The following is a 23,891-nucleotide window of genomic DNA, read 5'->3' as shown; positions in this document are numbered from 1 at the left end:
GCCTACAATTCGTCCGTTCCGTCTGGTTGCCAGCCTTCCGTATACCAGATATGCAACAGCGCATAAGAACGCCAGGGCTTCCAGCGTTCGGCATAACGGCGGATTTGTGCCGGTGTCATTCCCGGAAATCGCTGTTTAATCAGATAATCATCCGGCAGGAAAACATCTTTCGCCTGCCAGCCACGTAAGGCGAAATAATTCGCCGTCCAGCGCCCGATACCCGGAAAAGTTTGCAGCGTTTTCATCGCTTGCTCTACGTCGCCCGGAATTGTCATTGGTAAGGTGCCCTCCAGCGCCGCATTTGCCAGATTAATCAGCGCCTCTGCCCGTTTCAACGGCATACCTAACGCTTTTAATGCCTGCGGGTCGGCTGCTGCCAGCCGCTGAGGCGTGGGGAAGCAGACATAATCCGGAAAATCATCCAGCCGTTCGCCATAAAGCTGTGCCACTCTGGCGGTCAATTTTGCCGCCATCGCCACGCTCACCAGCTGGCCTAAAATCGCCCGCACGCCCTGCTCAAAAGCATCAACACTGCCGGGTAAACGCAATCCGGGCCGCGCCGCGCCTAACTTGCCCAACGCACCGTTAACAATCTGCGGGTTACATTGCAGATCAAACAGGCGGCTCATTTTCGCCAGACACTCTGCGGCAACAGGTTCTAAACCTGCACTTAAATTTATGTGCAGAGTATGGCGGGCTATATCCGGAATAGCAGTCACCACGCCGCGATATTCGCCCACCGCCAGACTACGGGCATAATAATCGTCAGCGACCGTTTCCACACCGTTCACCGCACGGGCGGCGAGAAATCCCAACAACCACGACCAGTCATACGGCGGCTGCCAGTTCAGGGTATACATCGCATCTCCTTGTTAATCCGCTTTCAGCATAAACGTTATTCAGACGTTACGCTTTGCTTTCATATTCCGGTTGTCGCGACGGCAACATTTCGCTAAAGTCACGCCCCTTCTTCACCGGCATGGGGATTATTTCGTGTTTATTGGTTTTGATTACGGTACAGCAAACTGTTCAGTGGCGGTCATGCGCGACGGTAAGCCGCAATTACTGAAAATGGAAAACGACAGCACGCTGCTGCCTTCAATGCTTTGCGCGCCAACGCGTGAAGCGGTAAGCGAATGGCTGTACCGCCATCATGATGTTCCGGCAGACGACGATGAAACGCAGGCGCTGTTGCGTCGGGCGATTCGTTATAACCGCGAAGAAGATATCGATGTTACGGCGAAAAGCGTGCAGTTCGGTCTTTCCTCACTGGCACAGTACATTGATGATCCAGATGAAGTGTGGTTTGTGAAATCACCAAAATCGTTCCTCGGTGCCAGCGGCTTAAAACCGCAGCAGGTAGCGCTGTTTGAGGATCTGGTCTGCGCAATGATGTTGCACATTCGCCAGCAGGCGCAGGCACAGCTGCCGGATGCGATTACTCAGGCGGTGATTGGTCGCCCTATCAACTTCCAGGGGCTTGGCGGCGATGAAGCAAACACCCAGGCGCAGGGGATTCTGGAACGCGCGGCGAAGCGTGCCGGGTTTAAGGATGTGGTATTCCAGTACGAGCCGGTCGCGGCTGGGCTGGATTACGAAGCCACCTTGCAGGAAGAAAAACGGGTGCTGGTGGTGGATATCGGCGGTGGTACGACTGACTGTTCATTGCTGCTGATGGGGCCGCAGTGGCGTTCGCGTCTCGATCGTGAAGCCAGCCTGCTGGGTCACAGTGGTTGCCGTATTGGCGGTAACGATCTGGATATCGCACTGGCGTTTAAAAACCTGATGCCGTTACTGGGCATGGGTGGCGAAACCGAAAAAGGCATCGCCCTGCCAATTCTGCCGTGGTGGAATGCGGTTGCCATCAACGACGTACCTGCGCAAAGTGATTTCTACAGTAGTGCCAACGGTCGTTTGCTTAACGATCTGGTACGCGATGCCCGCGAACCGGATAAAGTGGCCCTGTTACAGAAAGTCTGGCGTCAGCGTTTAAGCTATCGCCTGGTACGTAGCGCAGAAGAGAGCAAAATTGCGCTTTCAAGCGTAGCGGAAACCCGCGCCTCACTGCCGTTTATCAGCGATGAACTGGCTACGCTGATTAGCCAGCAAGGGCTGGAAAGCGCCCTCAACCAGCCACTGGCGCGGATTCTGGAACAGGTGCAACTGGCGCTGGATAACGCCCAGGAAAAACCGGATGTTATCTATCTGACCGGCGGTAGCGCCCGTTCACCGCTGATTAAAAAAGCGCTGGCAGAACAGTTGCCGGGCATTCCGATTACAGGCGGCGATGACTTTGGCTCCGTCACCGCCGGGCTGGCACGCTGGGCGGAAGTGGTGTTTCGTTAATTGAAAAATGGCTCAGCAGCGGCTTAAATCTGCCTGCGCCTGAGCCAGTTTTTCTGCCGCCTGACGTAACGGTTCCATCAACGGCATGGTCCGTGCTGGAGCATGAAGGCGGAATCGCTGCAACTCTGTCGCACCGACAGTCAGCGCCGATTCCAGCCGATGTCGTTTGGCGGCCATTTTTGCCATTACCGCTTGTCTGTCTGCAGGCGTTACCGCTTCGTTCGGCCTGAAAACAAAACGGCGTTCGCAACTCGCTTTCCAGTCGATAACCGCCTGGGTCAGATGATCACCAAAACCTTTCACTTGCTTAACGCTCCGTCGGGTAACGTCTGCCGCCGTTTCAATACCAAAGGACCGTAACGCCGCTTTACGCGCAGGGCCAACGCCGGGAATAGAGGCAACATCAATAAAAAATCCCTCCAGAAACTTCTGCTTCTGCCGTTCCCTTGCGGTGTCCTGAAGTGCTGCCAGATCGCGCTTTTCTTCTTCCGGTAACCCAAGAATTTCGTCCTTCATTTTTTCGAGCATCGTCCGTTTGGTTATAAAACCTTCCAGCCCGCCCAACCGTTGGGTCTGGCTGACTAAATGGTCATAGTCCATTTTCGCGCGATTAAACGCCTCACGACGTTGCTGGATTTCTGCTTTGTACGCTTTGCTTGTCAGGCTGCCAATAATCCAGATAGCCGCCAGCACAGGAACCAAAATGATATAACGCGGTTCTACCTGAAGGCCGCAAAGCAGCAGCGATAACGCTGACAGTGCGATCTCAATCAGAATGATGTATTCACGCCGTAACAGGCCTAAAGGAAGCGGCCTGCCAGCAGCCTGGAAATGATCGGGTAATGGCAGTTGCAATGCTGGTGGTGCTACTGACGCCATCACCATTGCCCAGACTTTCGCCAGCACAAAATCACCGCCGGTGGTAATGACCTCTTCGCCGAGATCAATAAAATAGATAACGCCTTGATTATCCAGCGTACACCACGGGCAGTCGGTCAAATGAGCAGGATAAACATGCATTGCCGAAACGGTACATTTCTTTAACTGTTGGCGTAGTAAATCAAGTGCCGCTACCCACGCTTTTGCCGTCGGACGCCCGGTTGCCACGCCACTTTCCGTGAATGCCTGCTGAAACATGGCTTCAACATCGCCCGGTAACATCGACAGCGGAATCGATCGTGGCGGCGGTTTTAAACCACGTCGCTGATTATCTGACGCGTAGGCATAACGGAAATGGGCAATATCCGTCTCCAGTGCATTACCCGCATCAGAGACAAGCGGTACACCGGAATAAGGATGCCGCCCACCAAACAAGACGTGAAAAATCAGCAACGCAAGGCCAAAATTATCGTGATTCGCGGTACGTTCAAAACCGACAAATGATGGCAATGTTTGCAGCTCTGGCGGCGTAAAATGCGACACGCCGACTTCGCATAAATGCAGCGTGCCATTGGCGTTAATCTGAAAGGAGTCGCTATCAATCAACACCACTTTGCTGTCACGGCCTACCATAAAGCTGTTCTGGTTTACGTCACCCACGACATGCCCGTGCTCGTGAACCGTAGCAAAAGATGAAGCAATATTGCGCGCAACATAGAGTAGAAAATCCCACGCACAATGAGGGTAACTCTGGCGACGATGTGCCGGGCTATAGATCATATGAATCGGTTCTTTACCAGAAACTTTTAGCATCATAAAACCGATAACTTTTCCGCCTCGTCCACCGTGAAGCGTTGCCTGCGGCCAGGCGACATAATTCAACAATTGCGCGTCAGCTGTCGCAGCCATAAAGGCAAGTTTGTCCTGTTTTAAGGCGGGTGGCGGCGTGTGATAAATCTTGGCGACGCAATCGACAAACTCCTCGATATCATAAACCGCGCCTTCGCCACCTTTGCCCAGTTCACGGCCTGGCGTAACGCACTCACCAGTAGCAGTATATAAAGTGGGTTTCATGGTAACCACAGCGCCAGTGCCAACGTTTTATCATCATCGGTACGCTCGTTTACCGCCGGGCTGGACAAAAACTGCTTTAACAATTCAGGTAATAAATCGAGTTGTTCCTGCGTTGCTGACGCCAGTCCATTGAAAAACGGGGTAAAGAAAGGCACATGAGGAGAATTATCCAGCATATTTAACGCCAGTCGCTGGATACCATCCGTAAATGCTGCAACTTTATGCGCACGCCCAGAGCTGGTGAAAGTTTCCAGTCTGGAAACGGCATCTTCGTCGGTAATGAAGTGCGTCATGTTGGCATATTCACCCACCATCGGCGTGAGCGGCAGTTGCAGACCGTGCCCCAAATCTACCACCATGCCGCCATCGCCAATCTGCATAATCAAGGTGCCGTCAGGCGATGAAATCAGTCCCAGAAATGTGCAGGCAAAATCGCGAACCGCTAATTCTTTTGCCTCTGCCTCGGCAAAAAGTCGCTGACGAATGGTCAGCACAATATCCGTGGCGAGGACATCATTAAGCCCCAATTCCCCGCCCTGCACTTTTTGCGACATATAAGCCATCGCTTCATTGACGGCGAGCATCGCGCCTTCGCCACCCTGCGAGACACTGCCTGCGCCATCAGCGACAAATACCGACAATAATGGCTGCTGGTCATTTAACCAGGCAACCTGCATCTGGCAGGCATCCTGGCAAGGCAAGTCCGCGCTGATGTGCGACGTTCCAACGGTTGATGCATAGACCAGACGCCAGCTCACACTGACGTCCAGCCTTTTGGCGCTTCCAGCACAACTTCCGTTCCCGGCGTGGAGCGGGAAACCGAACGCAGCGAACTGGATAACCAGCTAAACAGTTCACGGAATTGTAATCCCTGCAGTGGCAAAGGCTGACGAACGCTGATTTGGGCCAGCGTCTTCATATCCGCCCCCTGAACACCGATGGAAAAGAAGGCAAACTTCTTATCTTCTTCCCCCTGAAACACTTTGTTGGCGGCAGCCTGCCACTCATCGGTTGGAGCGCCATCGGTGATCAGGAAAATCCACGGGCGATAATACGAAATACCATTTGCACGATACTCACGTTTGCGCTCCTCTACCATATCCAGGGCTTTGGTAATGGCAGCGCCCATTGGTGTATCGCCCTGGGCAAACAGGATGGGCGGGAAAAAATTAGCGGCGCTGGTAAAGGGTTGTTCCACATGCACCGGGCCGAACGTCACAATGCCGAGTTCCACTCTTTTTAAGGCCAGCGAATCGGCAAGCAGCTCATCGCGAAAGGTAACCAATCCGGCGTTAAGTTCATTAATAGGTCTACCGTTCATAGAACCAGAAACATCCAGCAGCAAAATGCAGGGGCAACGTGGTTCCGGGTTACTGGCAAAATCGCTGGTGGCAAACGTGATTTGTTCGCTCATAAGAAATCCTTTCTTAGAGAATTATTGAGGTCCGGTATCATACCGATTGCAATAATGAAATAAGAGCAAACGAAGAAACTTTCAGAATTAGGCCCGGCGGCGCAGAAAATTTTGCTATTCGCCTCGCAAGAACGGAGAGCCGTCGATTGACACTAAGGGCGGAGTGACATAATTTCAAGAGTGAGGGTTAGGGAGAGGTTTCCCCCTCCCCCAGGTGTTCTTAGTCATCCTGGAAGCTAATCACTAAGAGTATCACCAGTATGATGACGTGCTTCATCATAACCCTTTCCTTATTAAAAGCCCTCTTCTCCGGGAGAGGGTTTCCCGTTTCAGCGTCCCGCTGAAATCGTCGGCTTACCTCCTTTCGCCCTGAATGCAGTCTATCGCTAACGCGTGAACAAAATAGTTTCCTCTGTGATTATTGCGTAACGACTCGCAAAGAATATTTGCTGGCAGGATCGCAGACTGCAAAGCCTGCAGATTGACAATCTTATCGTGAAGGCATACTTTCAGGAGTGAGGGTAGAGCGGGGTTTCCCCCGCCCTGGTAGTCTTAGTAAGCTGGCCAGCTAATGACTAAGAGCACCACGATGATGAGTAGCTTCATCATGACCCTTTCCTTATTTATGGCCCCTTCCTCGGGAGGGGCTTTCCCGTTTCAGCGTCCCGCTGAAATCGTCGGCTTACCTCCTTTCGCCCTGTATGCAGTCTATCGCTGACTTGCGGATAAAATAGTTTCCAGTGTGATTATTGCGTAACGTCTCGCAAAGAATATTTGCTGGCAGGATCGCAGACTGCAAAGCCTGCAGATTGACAATCTTATCGTGAAGGCATACTTTCAGGAGTGAGGGTAGAGCGGGGTTTCCCCCGCCCTGGTAGTCTTAGTATGCTGGGTAGCTAATCACTAAGAGCACCACGATGATGAGTATCTTCATCATGACCCTTTCCTTATTTATGGCCCCTTCCTCGGGAGGGGCTTTCCCGTTTCAGCGTCCCGCTGAAATCATCGGCTTACCTCCTTTCGCCATGCACGTAGTCTATCGCTAACGCGTAGATAAAATAGTTTCATGTGTTATTACTGGATGCGTGCTCGCAAATGTGCCCGCCATTCAGACGATTCCCGATAGTGTTTCATAATTCCTCCATTTTTCTCCCTTATTGGCTGGCTACACTAGTATCATTCCGCGAAACGTTTCAGGAAGAGAAACTCTTAACGATGAAAGGCAGTTATAAATCCCGTTGGGTAATCGTAATCGTGGTGGTTATCGCCGCCATCGCCGCATTCTGGTTCTGGCAAGGCCGCAATGACTCCCGGAGTGCAGCCCCAGGGGCGACGAAACAAGCGCAGCAATCGCCAGCGGGTGGTCGCCGTGGTATGCGGTCCGGCCCATTAGCCCCGGTTCAGGCGGCGACCGCCGTAGAACAGGCTGTTCCGCGTTACCTCACCGGGCTTGGCACGATTACCGCTGCTAACACCGTTACGGTGCGCAGTCGCGTAGATGGTCAACTGATGGCGTTACATTTCCAGGAAGGCCAGCAGGTCAAAGCAGGCGATTTACTGGCAGAAATTGACCCCAGCCAGTTCAAAGTTGCATTAGCACAAGCCAAGGGCCAACTGGCAAAAGATAAAGCCACGCTTGCCAACGCCCGCCGTGACCTGGCGCGTTATCAACAACTGGTAAAAACCAATCTCGTCTCCCGCCAGGAGCTGGATGCCCAACAAGCGCTGGTCAGTGAAACCGAAGGCACCATTAAGGCTGATGAAGCAAGCGTCGCCAGCGCGCAGCTGCAACTCGACTGGAGCCGCATCACCGCACCAGTCGATGGTCGCGTTGGTCTCAAGCAGGTTGATGTTGGTAACCAAATCTCCAGTGGTGATACCACCGGGATTGTGGTGATCACCCAGACGCATCCTATCGATTTGCTCTTTACCCTGCCGGAAAGCGATATCACTACCGTAGTACAGGCGCAAAAAGCCGGAAAACCGCTGGTTGTTGAAGCCTGGGATCGCACCAACTCGAAGAAATTAAGTGAAGGCAAGCTGTTAAGTCTCGATAACCAAATCGATGCCACTACCGGTACGATTAAAGTGAAAGCCCGCTTTAATAATCAGGATGATGCGCTGTTTCCCAATCAGTTTGTTAACGCGCGTATGTTAGTCGACACCGAACAAAACGCCGTGGTGATCCCCACCGCCGCTCTGCAAATGGGCAACGAAGGCCATTTTGTCTGGGTGCTGAATAGCGAAAACAAGGTCAGCAAACATCTGGTGACGCCGGGCATTCAGGACAGTCAGAAAGTGGTGATCCGCGCAGGTATTTCTGCGGGCGACCGCGTAGTGACAGACGGCATTGATCGCCTGACCGAAGGGGCGAAAGTGGAAGTAGTGGAAGCCCAGAGCGCCACCACTACGGAAGAGAAAGCCACCAGCCGCGAATACGCGAAAAAAGGAGCACGCTCCTGATGCAGGTGTTACCCCCGAGCAGCACAGGCGGCCCATCGCGCCTGTTTATTATGCGTCCTGTCGCCACCACGCTGCTGATGGTGGCGATCTTACTCGCCGGGATTATCGGTTATCGTGCCCTGCCCGTTTCGGCGCTGCCGGAAGTGGACTATCCAACCATTCAGGTGGTCACCCTCTACCCTGGTGCCAGCCCGGATGTCATGACCTCTGCCGTTACCGCGCCGCTCGAACGCCAGTTCGGGCAGATGTCCGGCCTGAAACAGATGTCGTCGCAAAGTTCCGGCGGTGCGTCAGTTATCACCTTACAGTTCCAGCTAACATTACCGCTCGATGTCGCCGAGCAGGAAGTGCAGGCCGCGATTAACGCTGCGACCAACTTGTTGCCGAGCGATCTGCCTAACCCGCCGGTTTACAGCAAAGTGAACCCGGCAGATCCACCAATCATGACGCTCGCCGTCACCTCAACCGCCATGCCAATGACGCAAGTGGAAGATATGGTGGAAACCCGCGTCGCGCAGAAAATCTCGCAGATTTCCGGCGTCGGCCTGGTGACGCTTTCCGGCGGCCAGCGTCCGGCTGTTCGTGTCAAACTTAACGCTCAGGCGATTGCCGCCCTCGGCCTGACCAGCGAAACCGTGCGCACCGCTATTACCGGCGCTAACGTTAACTCGGCAAAAGGTAGCCTCGACGGCCCTTCCCGTGCGGTCACACTTTCCGCGAACGACCAGATGCAATCCGCCGAAGAGTATCGCCAGCTGATCATCGCCTACCAGAACGGCGCGCCGATTCGTCTGGGCGATGTCGCAACCGTAGAGCAAGGAGCAGAAAACAGCTGGCTCGGCGCGTGGGCGAACAAAGAACAGGCCATTGTGATGAATGTTCAGCGCCAGCCCGGTGCTAACATTATCTCCACCGCCGACAGCATCCGGCAGATGCTGCCACAACTCACCGAGAGTTTGCCGAAATCGGTAAAAGTGACGGTGCTTTCTGACCGCACCACCAACATCCGCGCATCGGTCGACGATACTCAGTTTGAATTGATGATGGCTATCGCGCTGGTAGTCATGATTATCTACCTGTTTTTGCGTAATATTCCGGCGACCATCATTCCCGGCGTCGCAGTGCCGCTGTCGTTAATCGGCACCTTCGCGGTCATGGTGTTTCTCGATTTTTCAATCAATAACCTGACGCTGATGGCGTTAACTATCGCCACCGGATTTGTGGTCGATGACGCCATCGTGGTGATCGAAAATATTTCCCGCTATATCGAAAAAGGCGAAAAACCGCTGGCGGCGGCGCTCAAAGGCGCAGGTGAAATCGGTTTTACCATTATCTCGCTGACCTTCTCGCTGATTGCAGTGCTGATCCCGCTACTGTTTATGGGCGATATCGTCGGGCGACTGTTCCGCGAGTTTGCCATTACCCTGGCGGTAGCAATTTTGATCTCAGCCGTGGTGTCGCTGACTCTGACGCCGATGATGTGCGCGCGGATGCTCAGCCAGGAGTCACTGCGTAAACAGAATCGCTTCTCCCGAGCCTCGGAGAAAATGTTCGACAGGATAATCGCCGCCTATGGTCGTGGACTGGCGAAAGTGCTGAATCATCCGTGGCTGACCTTAAGCGTGGCACTCAGCACGCTGCTGCTTAGCGTGCTGCTGTGGGTGTTCATTCCGAAAGGTTTCTTCCCGGTGCAGGACAACGGCATTATTCAGGGCACTTTGCAGGCACCGCAATCCAGCTCCTTTGCCAATATGGCCCAGCGGCAACGCCAGGTCGCGGACGTGATTTTGCAGGATCCGGCAGTGCAAAGTTTGACCTCATTTGTTGGCGTTGATGGCACTAACCCGTCGCTGAACAGTGCGCGTTTACAGATCAATCTCAAACCACTGGATGAACGAGATGACCGGGTGCAAAAAGTCATCGCCCGTCTGCAAACGACGGTGGATAAAGTGCCGGGCGTCGATCTCTTCCTGCAACCAACGCAGGACCTGACCATCGATACTCAGGTCAGCCGCACCCAGTACCAGTTTACCTTGCAGGCCACGTCACTGGATGCGCTCAGTACCTGGGTGCCACAGTTGATGGAAAAACTCCAGCAGTTGCCACAGCTTTCTGATGTCTCCAGCGACTGGCAGGACCAAGGGCTGGTGGCGTATGTCAATGTTGATCGCGACAGCGCCAGCCGTCTGGGGATCAGCATGGCGGATGTCGATAACGCCCTGTACAACGCGTTTGGTCAGCGGCTGATTTCCACTATTTATACTCAGGCTAACCAGTATCGCGTGGTGCTGGAACACAACACCGAAAATACCCCAGGCCTCGCGGCGCTGGATACCATTCGCCTGACCAGCAGCGACGGCGGCGTGGTGCCGCTAAGCTCAATTGCCAAAATTGAGCAGCGTTTTGCGCCGCTCTCCATCAACCATCTGGATCAGTTTCCGGTAACGACTATCTCCTTTAACGTGCCGGATAACTATTCGCTGGGCGATGCGGTGCAGGCGATTATGGACACCGAAAAGACGCTGAATCTGCCGGTGGATATCACCACGCAGTTCCAGGGCAGCACCCTCGCTTTCCAGTCGGCGCTGGGCAGCACTGTCTGGCTGATTGTCGCGGCGGTGGTGGCGATGTATATCGTGCTCGGCATTCTGTACGAGAGCTTTATTCACCCGATCACCATTCTCTCGACGCTACCCACGGCAGGTGTTGGCGCACTGCTGGCGTTAATGATTGCCGGTAGCGAACTGGATGTGATTGCCATTATCGGCATTATTTTGCTGATCGGTATCGTGAAGAAGAACGCCATCATGATGATCGACTTCGCGCTGGCTGCTGAGCGCGAGCAAGGCATGTCGCCGCGCGATGCAATCTACCAGGCTTGTCTGTTGCGTTTTCGTCCGATCCTGATGACCACCCTGGCGGCTCTGCTTGGCGCGCTGCCGCTGATGTTGAGTACCGGGGTCGGCGCGGAACTGCGTCGTCCGTTAGGTATCGGCATGGTCGGCGGTCTGATTGTCAGCCAGGTGCTGACGCTGTTCACCACGCCGGTGATTTATCTGCTATTCGACCGCCTGGCATTGTGGACCAAAAGCCGCTTTGCTCGTCATGAAGAGGAGGCGTAAGTGAAGTTTTTTGCCCTCTTCATTTACCGCCCGGTGGCGACGATTTTACTGTCGGTCGCCATTACCCTGTGCGGCATACTGGGCTTCCGTATGCTGCCGGTCGCCCCACTGCCGCAGGTCGATTTTCCGGTGATTATGGTCAGCGCCTCGCTGCCCGGTGCATCACCAGAAACAATGGCGTCTTCCGTTGCCACGCCGCTGGAACGTTCGCTTGGGCGCATTGCCGGGGTCAGTGAAATGACCTCCAGCAGTTCGCTCGGCAGCACGCGCATTATTTTGCAGTTTGATTTTGACCGCGATATCAACGGCGCAGCGCGCGATGTGCAAGCGGCGATCAACGCCGCGCAAAGTTTGCTGCCCAGCGGGATGCCAAGCCGTCCGACCTATCGCAAAGCGAACCCGTCGGATGCGCCAATTATGATCCTCACGCTGACATCCGATACTTATTCGCAGGGTGAACTGTACGATTTCGCCTCGACGCAGCTGGCTCCGACGATTTCGCAAATCGACGGTGTCGGTGATGTCGATGTCGGCGGCAGCTCACTGCCCGCCGTGCGCGTTGGGCTGAACCCGCAAGCGCTGTTTAATCAGGGCGTGTCGCTGGACGATGTTCGCACTGCCATCAGCAATGCCAACGTGCGTAAACCGCAGGGGGCGCTGGAAGATAGCACTCACCGCTGGCAGATCCAGACCAACGATGAGCTAAAAACCGCCGCTGAATATCAGCCGCTGATTATTCATTACAACAACGGCGGCGCGGTTCGTCTGGGCGATGTAGCGACGGTGACCGACTCAGTGCAGGATGTGCGCAACGCCGGGATGACCAACGCCAAACCGGCTATTTTGCTGATGATCCGCAAGCTGCCGGAAGCCAATATTATCCAGACGGTAGACAGCATCCGGGCAAAATTACCGGAGTTGCAGGAAACCATTCCGGCGGCGATTGATCTGCAAATTGCTCAGGATCGCTCCCCCACCATTCGCGCCTCGCTGGAAGAAGTCGAGCAAACGCTGATTATCTCGGTGGCGCTGGTGATTCTGGTGGTGTTTTTATTCCTGCGCTCGGGTCGCGCCACTATTATTCCCGCCGTTGCGGTGCCGGTTTCGCTGATTGGTACGTTTGCGGCGATGTACCTGTGCGGATTCAGTCTCAATAACCTTTCGTTAATGGCGCTCACCATCGCTACTGGTTTCGTGGTGGATGACGCCATCGTGGTGCTGGAAAACATTGCCCGTCATCTGGAAGCGGGAATGAAACCGTTGCAAGCCGCACTGCAAGGTACTCGCGAAGTCGGTTTTACGGTGCTGTCGATGAGTCTGTCACTGGTGGCGGTGTTCCTGCCGCTGCTGTTGATGGGCGGATTGCCGGGCCGACTGTTACGCGAGTTTGCCGTGACGCTTTCTGTCGCCATTGGTATTTCGTTGCTGGTTTCTCTGACGCTAACGCCGATGATGTGTGGCTGGATGCTGAAAGCCAGCAAGCCGCGCGAGCAAAAGCGACTGCGTGGTTTTGGTCGCATGTTGGTAGCCCTGCAACAAGGCTATGGCAAGTCGCTGAAATGGGTGCTCAATCATACCCGTCTGGTGGGCGTGGTGCTGCTTGGCACCATTGCGCTGAATATCTGGCTATATATCTCGATCCCGAAAACCTTCTTCCCGGAGCAGGACACCGGCGTGTTGATGGGCGGGATACAGGCGGATCAGAGTATTTCGTTTCAGGCGATGCGCGGTAAGTTGCAGGATTTTATGAAAATTATCCGTGACGATCCGGCGGTGGATAATGTCACCGGCTTTACCGGCGGTTCGCGGGTGAACAGTGGGATGATGTTTATCACCCTCAAGCCACGCGACGAACGCAGCGAAACGGCGCAGCAAATTATCGACCGTCTGCGCGTAAAACTGGCGAAAGAACCGGGGGCGAATCTGTTCCTGATGGCGGTACAGGATATTCGCGTTGGTGGGCGTCAGTCGAACGCCAGCTATCAGTACACGTTACTGTCCGACGACCTGGCGGCACTGCGCGAATGGGAGCCGAAAATTCGCAAAAAACTGGCGACGTTGCCGGAACTGGCGGACGTGAACTCCGACCAGCAGGATAACGGCGCGGAGATGAATCTGGTTTACGACCGCGACACTATGGCACGGCTGGGAATCGACGTGCAAGCCGCCAACAGTCTGTTAAATAACGCCTTCGGTCAGCGGCAAATCTCGACCATTTACCAGCCGATGAACCAGTATAAAGTGGTGATGGAAGTGGATCCGCGCTATACCCAGGACATCAGCGCGCTGGAAAAAATGTTCGTTATCAATAACGAAGGAAAAGCGATCCCGCTGTCGTATTTCGCTAAATGGCAACCGGCGAATGCTCCGCTGTCGGTGAATCATCAGGGATTATCGGCGGCCTCGACCATTTCGTTTAACCTGCCGACCGGGAAATCGCTCTCGGACGCCAGTGCGGCGATCGATCGCGCAATGACCCAGCTTGGCGTGCCTTCGACGGTGCGCGGTAGTTTTGCCGGCACGGCGCAGGTGTTCCAGGAGACGATGAACTCGCAGGTGATCCTGATTATCGCCGCCATCGCCACGGTGTATATCGTGCTGGGTATCCTTTACGAGAGTTACGTACATCCGCTGACGATTCTCTCCACCCTGCCCTCGGCGGGCGTTGGAGCGCTGCTGGCGCTGGAGCTGTTCAATGCCCCGTTCAGCCTAATCGCCCTGATAGGGATCATGCTATTAATCGGCATCGTGAAGAAAAACGCCATTATGATGGTCGATTTTGCGCTTGAAGCCCAACGGCACGGTAACCTGACGCCGCAGGAAGCTATTTTCCAGGCCTGTCTGCTGCGTTTTCGCCCGATTATGATGACTACCCTGGCGGCGCTGTTTGGTGCGCTGCCGCTGGTATTGTCAGGCGGTGACGGCTCGGAGTTGCGGCAACCATTGGGGATCACCATTGTCGGCGGTCTGGTCATGAGCCAGCTTCTGACGCTGTATACCACGCCGGTGGTGTATCTCTTTTTCGACCGTCTGCGGCTGCGTTTTTCGCGTAAACCTAAACAAACGGTAACCGAGTAAATGACAGATCTTCCCGACAGCACCCGCTGGCAATTGTGGATTGTGGCTTTCGGCTTCTTTATGCAGTCGCTGGACACCACCATCGTTAACACCGCGCTTCCCTCAATGGCGCAAAGTCTCGGGGAAAGTCCGTTGCATATGCACATGGTCATTGTCTCTTATGTACTGACCGTGGCGGTGATGCTGCCCGCCAGCGGCTGGCTGGCGGACAAAGTCGGCGTGCGCAATATTTTCTTTACCGCCATCGTGCTGTTTACTCTCGGTTCACTGTTTTGCGCGCTTTCCGGCACGCTGAACGAACTGTTGCTGGCACGCGCGTTACAGGGCGTTGGCGGTGCGATGATGGTGCCGGTCGGAAGGCTTACGGTGATGAAAATCGTACCGCGCGAGCAATATATGGCGGCGATGACCTTTGTCACGTTACCCGGTCAGGTCGGGCCGCTGCTCGGTCCGGCGCTCGGCGGCCTGCTGGTGGAGTACGCCTCCTGGCACTGGATCTTTTTGATCAACATTCCGGTGGGGATTATCGGTGCGATCGCCACACTGATGTTAATGCCGAACTACACCATGCAGACGCGGCGCTTTGATCTCTCCGGCTTTTTATTGCTGGCGGTTGGCATGGCGGTATTAACCCTGGCGCTGGACGGCAGTAAAGGTACAGGTTTATCGCCGCTGGCGATTGCTGGCCTGGTCGCAGTTGGCGTGGTAGCACTGGTGCTTTATCTGCTGCACGCCAGAAATAACAACCGCGCTCTTTTCAGTCTGAAACTGTTCCGTACTCGTACCTTTTCGCTGGGCCTGGCGGGGAGTTTTGCCGGACGTATCGGTAGCGGCATGTTGCCCTTTATGACGCCGGTTTTCCTGCAAATTGGCATTGGCTTCTCACCGTTTCATGCCGGACTGATGATGATCCCGATGGTGCTCGGCAGCATGGGGATGAAGCGAATTGTGGTACAGGTAGTGAATCGCTTTGGTTATCGTCGGGTACTGGTAGCGACCACGCTGGGTCTGTCGCTGGTCACCCTATTGTTTATGACTACCGCTCTGTTGGGCTGGTACTACGTTTTGCCGTTCGTCCTGTTTTTACAAGGGATGGTCAACTCGACCCGTTTCTCCTCCATGAACACCCTGACGCTGAAAGATCTCCCGGACAATCTGGCGAGCAGCGGAAACAGCCTGCTGTCGATGATTATGCAATTGTCGATGAGTATCGGCGTCACCATCGCCGGGCTGTTGCTGGGGCTTTTTGGTTCGCAGCATGTCAGCGTCGACAGCGGCACCACACAAACCGTCTTTATGTACACCTGGCTTAGCATGGCGTTTATCATCGCCCTTCCGGCGTTCATCTTTGCCAGAGTGCCGAACGATACGCATCAAAATGTAGCTATTTCGCGGCGAAAAAGGAGCGCGCAATGAAGTTCTGGCGACCCGGTATTACCGGCAAACTGTTTCTGGCGATTTTCGCCACCTGCATTGTCTTGCTGATCAGTATGCACTGGGCGGTGCGTATCAGTTTTGAGCGTGGCTTTATTGATTACATCAAACACGGCAATGAACAGCGATTACAGCTGTTAAGTGATGCGCTTGGCGAGCAGTATGCGCAGCATGGCAACTGGCGCTTCCTGCGCAACAACGATCGCTTTGTCTTTCAGATCCTGCGTTCATTTGAACACGATAATTCGGAAGATAAACCCGGCCCGGGTATGCCGCCGCACGGCTGGCGTACTCAGTTCTGGGTGATCGATCAAAACAACAAAGTGCTGGTTGGTCCGCGAGCGCCGATTCCACCTGACGGTACACGGCGACCCATTCTGGTCAACGGTGCGGAAGTGGGTGCGGTGATTGCCTCCCCTGTTGAGCGGTTAACGCGCAATACTGATATCAATTTCGATAAACAACAGCGGCAAACCAGCTGGTTGATTGTCGCTCTGGCAACGTTACTCGCGGCACTCGCTACTTTTCTGCTGGCGCGTGGTTTGCTGGCACCGGTAAAACGGCTGGTGGACGGCACGCACAAACTGGCTGCGGGCGATTTCACTACCCGCGTAACGCCCACCAGTGAAGATGAACTGGGCAAACTGGCGCAGGACTTCAACCAGCTCGCCAGCACGCTGGAGAAAAACCAGCAAATGCGGCGCGATTTTATGGCCGATATTTCTCACGAACTGCGTACGCCATTAGCGGTGCTGCGCGGTGAACTGGAAGCCATTCAGGATGGTGTGCGCAAATTCACGCCGGAGACGGTGGCGTCTTTACAGGCGGAGGTCGGTACACTGACCAAACTGGTTGACGATCTTCATCAGTTGTCGATGTCTGATGAAGGCGCTCTCGCCTATCAAAAAGCACCGGTAGATTTGATCCCACTGCTGGAAGTGGCGGGCGGCGCATTTCGCGAACGATTTGCCAGCCGTGGCCTGAAACTGCAATTTTCCCTGCCAGACAGTATTACCGTATTTGGCGATCGCGACCGTTTAATGCAGTTATTCAATAACTTACTTGAAAACAGCCTGCGCTACACTGACAGCGGCGGCAGCCTGAAAATCTCTGCCGAGCAGCACGACAAAACGGTGCGACTGACCTTTGCCGACAGCGCGCCGGGCGTCAGTGACGATCAGCTACAAAAATTGTTTGAACGTTTTTATCGCACCGAAGGCTCCCGCAACCGAGCCAGCGGCGGTTCCGGGCTGGGGCTGGCGATTTGCCTGAACATTGTTGAAGCACATAATGGTCGCATTATTGCTGCCCATTCGCCTTTTGGCGGGGTAAGCATTACAGTAGAGTTACCGCTGGAACGGGATTTACAGAGAGAAGTATGACCGAGTTACCAATCGACGAAAACACACCGCGTATTTTGATCGTGGAAGATGAACCGAAGCTGGGACAGTTACTCATTGATTATCTGCGTGCTGCGAGCTATGCGCCAACGTTGATTAGCCACGGCGATCAGGTACTGCCGTATGTGCGCCAGACACCACCGGATCTGATCCTGCTGGATCTGATGCTCCCTGGCACCGATGGCCTGACGCTGTGTCGGGAAATTCGTCGTTTTTCTGACATTCCGATCGTGATGGTGACGGCGAAAATCGAAGAGATCGACCGCCTGCTCGGGCTGGAAATTGGCGCAGATGATTATATCTGCAAGCCGTACAGCCCACGGGAAGTGGTAGCGCGCGTCAAAACCATTTTGCGCCGTTGCAAACCGCAGCGTGAGTTGCAGCAACAGGATGCTGAAAGCCCGTTGATTATCGACGAAGGTCGTTTTCAGGCTTCATGGCGCGGAAAAATGCTTGACCTGACGCCTGCGGAATTTCGTCTGCTGAAAACGCTCTCTCATGAACCAGGAAAAGTGTTCTCCCGCGAGCAATTGCTCAATCATCTTTATGACGACTACCGCGTAGTAACCGACCGCACCATCGACAGCCACATTAAAAACCTGCGTCGCAAGCTGGAATCTCTCGACGCCGAACAGTCCTTTATCCGTGCCGTTTACGGCGTCGGTTACCGCTGGGAAGCCGACGCCTGCCGCATCGTTTAACATTTTTACCTGCCGGAGAAGGCATTCACGCCGCATCCGGCAACATTATCCCATGCATTGTCGGCTATCTGACATTATCTCTTCGCCCTGGCAACCGCCTGAAAATCGCTCATACTTTAATCGGTAAACAGTCCTTTTAGATGCTGTTTTCGATACGCAATTTCAATCAAGGAGTCATTATGGCTGGTTGGTTTGAACTCAGTAAGAGCAGTGATAATCAGTTCCGGTTTGTGCTAAAAGCGGGCAATGGTGAGACTATCCTCACCAGCGAGCTATATACCTCAAAAGCCTCTGCGGAAAAGGGTATCGCGTCGGTGCGTAGCAACAGCCCGCAAGAAGAACGCTATGAGAAAAAAACGGCAAGCAACGGCAAATTCTATTTCAATCTGAAAGCCGCCAATCATCAAATTATCGGCTCCAGCCAGATGTACGCCACCGCGCAATCTCGTGAAACCGGAATTGCCTCCGTTAAAGCCAATGGCACAAGCCAGACGGTAAAAGACAATACGTAATTACGATGCCGGGCGCGTGTTGTTGGCGTCCGGCGCTTTACCAGATCCCCCCTACAGCGCTACAATGCCCGCCCTTAAAGTGGGGGCACTCCCCTAACCGCTTCATCAGGTGAAGCGGATCTGACCTGTCATCAGAACGAGAGAATTATGTTTAAACCGGAACTCCTTTCCCCGGCGGGAACGCTGAAAAATATGCGTTACGCTTTCGCTTATGGCGCAGATGCTGTTTATGCGGGCCAGCCGCGTTACTCCCTGCGTGTGCGCAACAACGAATTTAACCACGAAAATCTTCAGCTCGGCATCAATGAAGCCCACGCGCTGGGGAAAAAGTTTTATGTCGTGGTCAACATTGCACCGCACAACGCCAAGCTGAAAACCTTTATCCGTGACCTGAAACCGGTGGTGGAGATGGGGCCGGATGCGCTGATTATGTCCGATCCGGGGCTGATTATGCTGGTGCGCGAGCACTTCCCTGAAATGCCGATCCATCTCTCGGTACAGGCTAACGCCGTGAACTGGGCGACGGTGAAATTCTGGCAGCAAATGGGACTGACCCGCGTGATCCTCTCTCGCGAGCTGTCGCTGGAAGAGATTGAAGAGATCCGCAATCAGGTGCCGGATATGGAGATCGAAATCTTCGTTCACGGCGCTCTGTGCATGGCCTACTCCGGTCGCTGCCTGCTCTCTGGCTATATCAACAAGCGCGACCCGAACCAGGGCACCTGCACCAACGCCTGCCGCTGGGAGTACAACGTCCAGGAAGGGAAAGAAGATGACGTTGGCAACATCGTACACAAGTACGAGCCGATTCCGGTGCAAAATGTTGAGCCGACGCTGGGTATCGGCGCACCAACCGACAAAGTGTTTATGATCGAAGAGGCCCAGCGTCCGGGCGAGTATATGACCGCGTTTGAAGATGAGCACGGCACTTACATCATGAACTCGAAAGATCTGCGCGCCATCGCCCATGTAGAACGCCTGACCAAAATGGGAGTGCATTCGCTGAAAATCGAAGGCCGTACCAAATCTTTCTACTATTGCGCACGCACCGCGCAGGTTTACCGTAAAGCTATCGATGACGCAGCTGCGGGAAAACCATTCGATACCAGCCTGCTGGAAACTCTGGAAGGTCTGGCGCATCGTGGCTATACCGAAGGTTTCCTGCGTCGTCATACTCACGACGATTATCAGAACTACGAATACGGTTATTCAGTTTCTGACCGCCAGCAGTTTGTTGGTGAGTTTACCGGTGAGCGCAAGGGCGACCTCGCGGCGGTAGCGGTGAAAAATAAATTCTCCGTTGGCGACAGCCTTGAGCTGATGACGCCGCAAGGCAACATTAACTTTACCCTTGAGCATATGGAAAACGCCAAAGGTGAAGCTATGCCGGTCGCACCAGGCGATGGTTATACTGTGTGGATCCCGGTGCCGCAGGATCTTGAGCTAAATTACGCGCTGCTGATGCGTAATTTCTCCGGGGAAACCACGCGTAACCCCCACGGTAAGTGATTAATTTCGATTATTTTTCCCGGATGGAAAATTCTTAGAAACCGATCACATACAGCTGCATTTATTAAGGTTATCATCCGTTTCGCTGAAAAACATAACCCATAAAATGCTAGCTGTACCAGGAACCACCTCCTTAGCCTGTGTAATCTCCCTTACACGGGCTTATTTTTTATGCATAAGCCCTATCCCTGGTCACCGTCTTCCATTGACCACATCGATAGAATCTCCCTTCATAGCACGATGCCTTTCACGTAACGGCATCGTGCTCGCACTGGTTCCGGCTAAGCACAACCAGAACGCGCATGTTTGACGCTTACCAAAAAATATTCTCACTCTCCACATTTGAATGTCAGACGAGCGACGCCATGTAATCCTGCACCTTCTGTCTTCAGGTCAACTATCTGCATTTTTTTGCCCTGAGTAACACAGAAATGAGCTGCATCATTTTTTACTATATTTTCTGCACCAGAAATTCTGCCCCTGGCTAAAGAAGCTTCGGCTTCGGTGTAGTATTGGTTATCGAGTTTACGCTGAATATTACTTTTATATGCAAGACCAAATTTACCGATACTTGTTTCATCATTATGCACAGCACAACCAGACATAAGAAAAATACTAATTAATGATATAGCAGCTATCTTTTTCATCTCACCTTCCCCCATTAAATACCAACGACACGCTCTGGTGTTTAAATATAATAATGGCATGATTATTATAATTGAATAGGATTATAATAAATGTTCTGTACAACATTTCCTACATAAGTAGGAATTACGGACATGAAGCCCTGCCCAGGTACCCCCATGAGGGCTTTAATATATTATATTGAAGATGCCACTGTTTAGTTGAATATTAGGTATATGCTCTTTTTTGAAATTTACCTATGGCTACCGTTAACATTCAATGTCCCCATTGCAAGCTCCTGGTGGTAACCACTGAATCCTCCATACTTGAACTGACTTTTTATCCTCCGACTTTCATCCTGTTCTGACTCCACCTTTTCTTTTCTGCTCTACACTATCTACAGACCAATCATAAAGGCACATACGATCATGGCAGAATTTCCCGCCAGCTTACTGATTCTTAATGGCAAAAGTACTGACAATCTACCCTTGCGCGAAGCAATTATGCTGTTGCGTGAGGAAGGAATGACGATCCATGTGCGGGTCACCTGGGAGAAAGGCGATGCCGCACGATATGTAGAGGAGGCACGGAAGTTGGGCGTCGCAACGGTGATTGCCGGTGGTGGCGATGGCACCATTAATGAAGTTTCTACGGCGTTGATTCAGTGTGAGGGGGATGACATACCCGCGCTGGGAATTTTGCCATTAGGAACCGCCAATGATTTTGCCACTAGTGTAGGGATTCCTGAGGCTCTGGATAAGGCGCTGAAACTGGCAATTGCCGGTAACGCCATTGCGATAGATATGGCGCAGGTCAACAAACAAACCTGTTTTATTAATATGGCGACAGGCGGGTTTGGGACGCGTATTACCACAGAAACGCCGGAAAAATTAAAAGCCGCGCTGGGTGGCGTCTCTTACATCATTCATGGCTTAATGCGCATGGATACTCTGCAACCGGACCGTTGTGAGATCCGCGGTGAAAACTTTCACTGGCAAGGTGACGCCCTGGTCATTGGTATTGGTAACGGGCGTCAGGCCGGTGGCGGTCAGCAATTGTGCCCGAACGCGTTAATTAACGATGGCCTGCTGCAACTGCGCATTTTTACCGGCGATGAAATTCTTCCAGCTCTCGTATCAACCTTAAAATCTGACGAAGATAACCCGAATATTATCGAAGGCGCTTCGTCGTGGTTTGATATACAAGCCCCACACGAAATCACTTTTAATCTTGATGGCGAACCGTTGAGTGGGCAAAATTTTCATATTGAAATACTTCCGGCGGCGTTGCGTTGTCGATTACCACCGGATTGTCCATTATTGCGTTAATCAAACTATTCTCTCTTGAACCAGGGAGAATCCGTAATGCCGGATGCGGTGTAAACACCTTATCCGGCATACAGAGCAATACTACACCGTAATTAATTTTACCCGTGTCTTCTGCAATGCCAGTTTATCCACCTCTGACACGGCATCATCGGTAATAATAATGTCAATTTTTTCGATTGGCAGTACCTGATTAAAACCGCGACGGTTAAATTTCGATGAATCGAGAACGGCAATCACTTTATTAGCGGCTGTGACCATCGCACCGCTAATCGAATAACCTTCATTAAAGGTCGTAATACCATTAACCGCATCAATACCATCAGCACCGACAAACATTAAATCGGCATTAATATCCTGTAATGAACGCTCGGCAATGGAACCATGCATCGAGCGCGTTTTATGGCGGACCGTGCCACCACAGACGACCAGAGTAATGTCTTTATTTTCGGAAAGGGCAAACGCCGCCGGGAGACTGTTGGTAATCACCGTGATATTTTTGGCGGTCATTAATCCTTCGGCGATAAGCATTGTCGTACTTCCGCTGTCGAGAATAACGGTCATCCCTTCGTGGATCATTTTGACTGCCGCCTGCGCTATTCTGTTTTTCGGCGCGCTGGCGAGCTGAAATCGCTCTTTAAACCCGACTTCCTGTGTCTCGGTTTCACTATTACCGGACATTATTTTCGCCGCACCGCCATGAAAGCGCGTAACCACGCCTTTTTGTTCGAGAAAGCGCAAATCGGCACGGATTGTCGCTTCCGAGGCAGCAAATACTCCCGCCAGATCCTGAACAAGCACGGTTCCCTGTTCATTCACTAATTGGATGATCTTATTCCTTCGCTCGAATGAATTCATCGTCATTTACCCATATTCAATTGTGGCTAGTGTAAACGAAGGGGGACCATTGGTGAATGATCTGTTTTGCACAATACCGGGCCAGCATCACGCTGGCCCGCGGTTTCAGGGAATGAGCAACACTTTGCCCGGCATAGCATTACGAGCGATGTCACGCACCGCCTGGGCGAAGCTTTCAAAGCTTCCACGGTGAGCGATTAATGGCTCCAGGCTTAACTTACGTTCTGTCAGCAACCGGCTCGCCGTTTCCCACTCCTGCCCAGGCCAAGGGCTGGAGTAGTTCATCCAGCTGCCGATAACCGTCAGCTCTTTACGTAATATTTTGCCAAACGTTGCCGATGTTAAATGCAAATCCTGATGCAACGTACCCACCAGCGCCAGCTGGGCATGAGGCCCGGCAATCTCTACCGCCAGTTCGACGGTTTGCGGGACGCCAGCCGTCTCGAGGATAAGCTGATTAAAGCGCAACTCGCGTAAAACGCCCTGCATTTGCGGCGCGCTCATTTCAAGGCTGTTAAATGTTTGCATCGCACCGAAAGATTTTGCCAGTGCCAGTTTTTCTGAGCTAATGTCGATCGCCGTCACACTCTTTGCTCCCAGCGCGACAGCGCACTGAATAGCCAGCAGGCCAATGGTTCCGGCACCAATAATAATAACGTTTTTATTCTCACAACCTTGCGTTAAATGAAAAGCATGCAGGCCAACGGTAATCGGCTCAATAAAAGCCCCATCCTCAATAGGCATATCCGTGGGTAGAGCAAAGACATTTTTTCGCTTAACGACAATATATTCAGCAAATCCACCATCACGCCGTGAGCCAATAAAATCATATTTTGCGCACTGGGAATAAAACCCTTTCAAACACTCTGGACAAGTAAAACAGGGTAATAACGGTACACAGGCAACCGCATCGCCAGGGTGTAAATCATCAACACCGGATCCCACCGCATCAATATAGCCGCTAAATTCATGGCCTAACGTTATTGGATAATAATGTGCACCATTTTTAAATATCCTGGGTAAATCGGAACCACATAAGCCCGAGCTGGCAATTTTTACCCGCACCTCATCCTGATGTTTAATTTCAGGAATGACTCGTTGGGCAACGCGTACGATACCATCAGTATCATTCACCACTGATTTCATAAAAAC

Annotated in this window: 20 protein-coding genes; 10 read left to right on the top strand and 10 right to left on the bottom strand. The window is 52.9% G+C overall.

The features are described 5' to 3' along the window. Positions 1–2 precede the first annotated feature (2 nt). Positions 3–860: a DNA-3-methyladenine glycosylase 2 gene (gene alkA / locus ACK8NJ_RS08925; RefSeq protein WP_411962368.1), complete on the bottom strand. Its 858-nt coding sequence runs from the start codon at positions 858–860 to the stop codon at positions 3–5. 133 nt (positions 861–993) lie between these two features. Here alkA and yegD point away from each other — a divergent pair, with 133 nt between their 5' ends. Continuing rightward, a complete protein-coding gene (yegD, locus tag ACK8NJ_RS08920) occupies positions 994–2,346 on the top strand; it encodes a molecular chaperone (RefSeq protein ID WP_411962367.1) in 1,353 nt (450 codons plus the stop codon). Between the two features lie 12 nt (positions 2,347–2,358). On the opposite strand, the gene yegI is transcribed toward yegD, so the two are convergent. The 6 genes from yegI to ACK8NJ_RS08890 form a co-directional block, all read right to left on the bottom strand. Further along, positions 2,359–4,299 (bottom strand): protein kinase YegI, encoded by a 1,941-nt coding sequence (yegI, locus tag ACK8NJ_RS08915; protein ID WP_411962366.1) that lies wholly within the window; start codon positions 4,297–4,299, stop codon positions 2,359–2,361. After that, positions 4,296–5,057, bottom strand: coding sequence for a protein-serine/threonine phosphatase PphC (gene pphC, locus ACK8NJ_RS08910; protein WP_411962365.1), 762 nt, complete (start codon positions 5,055–5,057; stop codon positions 4,296–4,298). Before pphC ends, yegI begins: the two co-directional genes overlap by 4 nt. Beyond that, positions 5,054–5,713, bottom strand: coding sequence for a vWA domain-containing protein (locus tag ACK8NJ_RS08905; RefSeq protein ID WP_000003160.1), 660 nt, complete (start codon positions 5,711–5,713; stop codon positions 5,054–5,056). Before ACK8NJ_RS08905 ends, pphC begins: the two co-directional genes overlap by 4 nt. Before the next feature lie 220 nt (positions 5,714–5,933). Continuing rightward, positions 5,934–5,993, bottom strand: a complete 60-nt coding sequence (locus ACK8NJ_RS08900) for a type I toxin-antitoxin system Ibs family toxin (RefSeq protein ID WP_106372457.1) — start codon at positions 5,991–5,993, stop codon at positions 5,934–5,936. Positions 5,994–6,265: 272 nt separating this feature from the next. Further along, positions 6,266–6,322, bottom strand: coding sequence for a type I toxin-antitoxin system Ibs family toxin (locus ACK8NJ_RS08895; protein ID WP_100249772.1), 57 nt, complete (start codon positions 6,320–6,322; stop codon positions 6,266–6,268). Positions 6,323–6,593: 271 nt separating this feature from the next. Continuing rightward, positions 6,594–6,650 carry a type I toxin-antitoxin system Ibs family toxin gene (locus tag ACK8NJ_RS08890; protein WP_012767742.1) on the bottom strand — a complete coding sequence of 19 codons (57 nt, stop codon included), beginning with the start codon at positions 6,648–6,650 and terminating at the stop codon, positions 6,594–6,596. Positions 6,651–6,928: 278 nt separating this feature from the next. Here ACK8NJ_RS08890 and mdtA point away from each other — a divergent pair, with 278 nt between their 5' ends. The 8 genes from mdtA (at position 6,929) to yegQ (ending at position 19,932) form a co-directional block, all read left to right on the top strand. Continuing rightward, positions 6,929–8,176, top strand: coding sequence for a multidrug efflux RND transporter subunit MdtA (gene mdtA, locus ACK8NJ_RS08885; RefSeq protein WP_411962364.1), 1,248 nt, complete (start codon positions 6,929–6,931; stop codon positions 8,174–8,176). Next, positions 8,176–11,298 (top strand): multidrug efflux RND transporter permease subunit MdtB, encoded by a 3,123-nt coding sequence (mdtB, locus tag ACK8NJ_RS08880; RefSeq protein ID WP_247792587.1) that lies wholly within the window; start codon positions 8,176–8,178, stop codon positions 11,296–11,298. Before mdtA ends, mdtB begins: the two co-directional genes overlap by 1 nt. Continuing rightward, positions 11,299–14,376: a multidrug efflux RND transporter permease subunit MdtC gene (gene mdtC / locus ACK8NJ_RS08875; protein WP_255377625.1), complete on the top strand. Its 3,078-nt coding sequence runs from the start codon at positions 11,299–11,301 to the stop codon at positions 14,374–14,376. After that, complete coding sequence (locus ACK8NJ_RS08870) at positions 14,377–15,792, top strand: MFS transporter (protein ID WP_370925865.1); 1,416 nt, start codon at positions 14,377–14,379, stop codon at positions 15,790–15,792. It abuts the gene before it with no gap. Further along, positions 15,789–17,192: a two-component system sensor histidine kinase BaeS gene (baeS, locus tag ACK8NJ_RS08865; protein WP_059328004.1), complete on the top strand. Its 1,404-nt coding sequence runs from the start codon at positions 15,789–15,791 to the stop codon at positions 17,190–17,192. Before ACK8NJ_RS08870 ends, baeS begins: the two co-directional genes overlap by 4 nt. Next, positions 17,189–17,911: a two-component system response regulator BaeR gene (gene baeR, locus ACK8NJ_RS08860; protein ID WP_000137877.1), complete on the top strand. Its 723-nt coding sequence runs from the start codon at positions 17,189–17,191 to the stop codon at positions 17,909–17,911. The genes baeS and baeR overlap by 4 nt, the downstream gene beginning before the upstream one ends. A gap of 179 nt (positions 17,912–18,090) precedes the next feature. Further along, on the top strand, positions 18,091–18,423 hold the full coding sequence (locus ACK8NJ_RS08855; protein ID WP_000929408.1) for a YegP family protein: 333 nt from the start codon (positions 18,091–18,093) through the stop codon (positions 18,421–18,423). Positions 18,424–18,570: 147 nt separating this feature from the next. Beyond that, positions 18,571–19,932, top strand: coding sequence for a tRNA 5-hydroxyuridine modification protein YegQ (yegQ, locus tag ACK8NJ_RS08850; protein WP_000476012.1), 1,362 nt, complete (start codon positions 18,571–18,573; stop codon positions 19,930–19,932). A 329-nt stretch (positions 19,933–20,261) separates the two neighbouring features. On the opposite strand, the gene yegR is transcribed toward yegQ, so the two are convergent. Then, positions 20,262–20,579, bottom strand: coding sequence for a protein YegR (gene yegR / locus ACK8NJ_RS08845; RefSeq protein WP_001308758.1), 318 nt, complete (start codon positions 20,577–20,579; stop codon positions 20,262–20,264). 405 nt (positions 20,580–20,984) lie between these two features. Here yegR and yegS point away from each other — a divergent pair, with 405 nt between their 5' ends. Beyond that, positions 20,985–21,884: a lipid kinase YegS gene (gene yegS / locus ACK8NJ_RS08840; protein ID WP_000807362.1), complete on the top strand. Its 900-nt coding sequence runs from the start codon at positions 20,985–20,987 to the stop codon at positions 21,882–21,884. An 81-nt stretch (positions 21,885–21,965) separates the two neighbouring features. Here the strand turns inward: yegS and ACK8NJ_RS08835 are convergent, their stop codons facing one another. Further along, positions 21,966–22,739, bottom strand: a complete 774-nt coding sequence (locus ACK8NJ_RS08835) for a DeoR/GlpR family DNA-binding transcription regulator (RefSeq protein ID WP_001295426.1) — start codon at positions 22,737–22,739, stop codon at positions 21,966–21,968. A gap of 105 nt (positions 22,740–22,844) precedes the next feature. After that, positions 22,845–23,885 carry a galactitol-1-phosphate 5-dehydrogenase gene (gene gatD / locus ACK8NJ_RS08830; RefSeq protein WP_411962363.1) on the bottom strand — a complete coding sequence of 347 codons (1,041 nt, stop codon included), beginning with the start codon at positions 23,883–23,885 and terminating at the stop codon, positions 22,845–22,847. Positions 23,886–23,891 lie beyond the last annotated feature (6 nt).

The organism is Escherichia sp. F1 (assembly GCF_046764225.1).
Classification (GTDB): domain Bacteria; phylum Pseudomonadota; class Gammaproteobacteria; order Enterobacterales; family Enterobacteriaceae; genus Escherichia; species Escherichia coli.
The sequence above is the reverse complement of the archived record's forward strand: the minus strand, read 5'-3'. Positions and strand labels throughout refer to the sequence as shown.